At 32.8% G+C, this 2398-nt stretch carries 6 protein-coding genes; all 6 read right to left on the reverse strand.

All coding sequences use genetic code 11. From position 1 onward, the window contains the following. Positions 1-273 precede the first annotated feature (273 nt). The gene (locus LKW28_RS22740) at positions 274-642 is read right to left on the reverse strand and encodes a nucleotidyltransferase family protein (RefSeq protein ID WP_229142692.1); all 369 of its coding nucleotides are present in this window, start codon (positions 640-642) and stop codon (positions 274-276) included. Positions 643-646: 4 nt separating this feature from the next. Then, complete coding sequence (locus LKW28_RS22745; protein WP_229142693.1) at positions 647-1045, reverse strand: nucleotidyltransferase substrate binding protein; 399 nt, start codon at positions 1043-1045, stop codon at positions 647-649. 222 nt (positions 1046-1267) lie between these two features. After that, positions 1268-1486, reverse strand: a complete 219-nt coding sequence (locus tag LKW28_RS22750) for a hypothetical protein (protein WP_229142694.1) — start codon at positions 1484-1486, stop codon at positions 1268-1270. Positions 1487-1577: 91 nt separating this feature from the next. Beyond that, entirely contained in the window at positions 1578-1769 is a 192-nt protein-coding gene (locus tag LKW28_RS22755) for a hypothetical protein (protein ID WP_229142695.1), read from the reverse strand. Next, the gene (locus LKW28_RS22760; protein ID WP_229142696.1) at positions 1769-1942 is read right to left on the reverse strand and encodes a hypothetical protein; all 174 of its coding nucleotides are present in this window, start codon (positions 1940-1942) and stop codon (positions 1769-1771) included. The genes LKW28_RS22755 and LKW28_RS22760 overlap by 1 nt, the downstream gene beginning before the upstream one ends. Positions 1943-1975: 33 nt before the next feature. Beyond that, positions 1976-2194 carry a helix-turn-helix transcriptional regulator gene (locus LKW28_RS22765; RefSeq protein WP_229142697.1) on the reverse strand — a complete coding sequence of 73 codons (219 nt, stop codon included), beginning with the start codon at positions 2192-2194 and terminating at the stop codon, positions 1976-1978. Between the last annotated feature and the right edge of the window lie 204 nt (positions 2195-2398).

Below are 2398 nucleotides of genomic sequence, written 5' to 3' on the forward strand. Positions count from 1 at the left end.
CATACCTATTATTTCTTGCCTTGCGAAGATTGTCGAATATTACTTACACAAGATTTTACGCAGACCCTCTAAAATCCACAAGATGAATTTACAATTCCATTATATCTCCCCATTGTGCTAACGCTTTAGTACAATGGGGGTCAGGCCCTAAAGTAGTCTTTTTCTACACTCCACTTACTACGTATCAGAAATATTATAACAAGACCTGACCCCCATCGTGTAACTCTGTAGTACGATGGGGATCATAATTTCTGATCGAGCTTATTGTCTTATTCACTCGAATTGCGCTGCATTATCTGCTTTAGTAGCTTCTAATGTGTACTTAGGATTTTGATTTTCACCCTTTTGATACAAAACTTTTCCAACTGTGTTTATATGTTCAAGTAAATGCTGGTTGTTTATTTCCTCGTACTGAATTATGTCGAAAAAATATGGTAGTGGATAAACCTCATTTAATAGATCATCTAGTTCATATATAACTTTACTAGTTATTTCTTCCCCAACAATGGCAAGATCAACATCCGACCCTTTTTTAAAGTTCCCCATTGCACGACTACCAAATAGAATTACTCGCTCAATTTCTTTAAAATTTCTTATTGCTTTCAATATATAACCCAAATCTCGCTCTATTAATCCATACATATGCTTAATCTCCTGATAATCTTTCATGTAGTGATTTAAATATTGGGTAATAGATTTCTTTAATTTCTTTTACAAATTTATCGGCAAAGGCTTCATCATATGTATGAGTTGTTAGGTTTCTTTTTGATAATGCATCAATCCATACATGTCCCTCTTGAATAATTCCCATTTGGAATGCTTGTTTAATCGTTTCTCTTGGACTTTTCACGATAAATCCTTGGGCTTCTAGGTAATCCTTAAGTACTTTCCATGCTAATTCAAATGTCATCTCAAAGAACTGTATAATTCCAGCCTTTTCTATTTCTGAAGTTAGCTCTTGCTGAGAATATTTTTCTAAAAGTTTGTATGACTTCTCGAAGTTTTCAAACCTTTGTTGCCAACGTATATCTTTGAGTGGATCCACCTTTATTTCCTCCTTCCAAATGAAGATTTTATTTAAATAGTCACCTATTATACCTAATAGATTTATTCTCTATCTTTATCCTTTTTACCTTCAATGGGCTAAGTTTTTCTGAATGAGATGGAGCCCGTTCCTAGTCCCGCAACACCAGTTTTGCAATCGCTTCCGTGTGTGTGGAGTGTATGTGGCAACACATGGGGTGCTGGTAAGTTTACAATGAATTTTCTAGTTATTGTTAATATTTTTTATGACGTCCATTATTTTTTCTATTTCATCTTCACTAAACGTGTGCCCTTCTCCTTGTTTCCATAATAAAGGGGCTACAAAAGCAGCAAAAGCTCCAAATCCACCTAGAATAATAGATGCCCACTTGTAACCATTCATAGAAATATCCCTCCGCCTGTCTTTTTGAACAAATTGATTATAAGATGTCCTATCTGACATTCTGACCTGCCCTCCTTTTTTAGGAGCATTTTAGGACTGAGGTGGGCAGACCTTTCAAGTCAGCCTACTGAGGAAAATAGGCTTATTTTATTTACATTTTCTTAATTGCTTTTGATATTTCATTAAAAGTCTTCATTATGGAACCGTCTCCATTTCGTAAGGCTCTACCAGCATGTGGTCCAAATTCTTTCAATACATCTTTGGCTCCTCTTTTATAACCTATTTTAGTAGCCTCTTTAATAGCTGTCTCTAGTCCAGATAATAATTTTTTTGCAGTACTCATTATTTTTTCATCCTTTCATTAATTTTCATTTTATTTTCATTTAATATATTTTTAAAATCTTTTCCTAATTGGTCAGCATACATTTCGCTTAAATACAATTCATAGCTTATTTCACTTTTTTCCATCTTTTTTTTATTAATACGTTCTGTTATGTTAATAACCTTGTTTTCCATTTTTATCTACTCCTAATTGTTTCTTGTAACTCATTAATCCTTATCTTTTAATTTTTGGAATAATAGTTCCAATGAGACCTTTAGAACCCCCGCTAAAGCAATAGCTAAGAAGACATTTGGAATTGAAGTTCCATTTTCAATCTTTCTAATTGTTTCTTTGGAAACTCCAACCATTGATGCTAATTTTTCTTGTGATAATCCCTTTTTTACTCTTTCTTCTTTTAAGGGTGTTTTAAACTTAGGACAACTCAATTTTATTTCTCCTATCAATTCATTATATAATTATTTAACCATAGCAAAGAAAAGTTGTCAATTATAGTTGACAACTTTTCTTGTATTCCTCGATAGTATTATTACCAATACCTTTATAAATATACTTAATTGAAATACCTCCCTCAATAAAGTAAGTAATATCTCCCGAATACTCCTTTTTTCTCACATTTTCATAGACACCTA

The sequence above is a fragment of the Bacillus sp. REN16 genome, assembly GCF_020731355.1.
Classification (GTDB): Bacteria; Bacillota; Bacilli; order Bacillales; family Bacillaceae_L; genus Ferdinandcohnia.

Coding starts and splice junctions, on each gene's coding strand:
- LKW28_RS22740 (WP_229142692.1), bottom strand. CDS start 642: ATGTATGGATTAATAGAGCGAGATTTGGGTTATATATTGAAAGCAATA.
- LKW28_RS22750 (WP_229142694.1), bottom strand. CDS start 1,486: ATGTCAGATAGGACATCTTATAATCAATTTGTTCAAAAAGACAGGCGG.
- LKW28_RS22755 (WP_229142695.1), bottom strand. CDS start 1,769: ATGAGTACTGCAAAAAAATTATTATCTGGACTAGAGACAGCTATTAAA.
- LKW28_RS22760 (WP_229142696.1), bottom strand. CDS start 1,942: ATGGAAAACAAGGTTATTAACATAACAGAACGTATTAATAAAAAAAAG.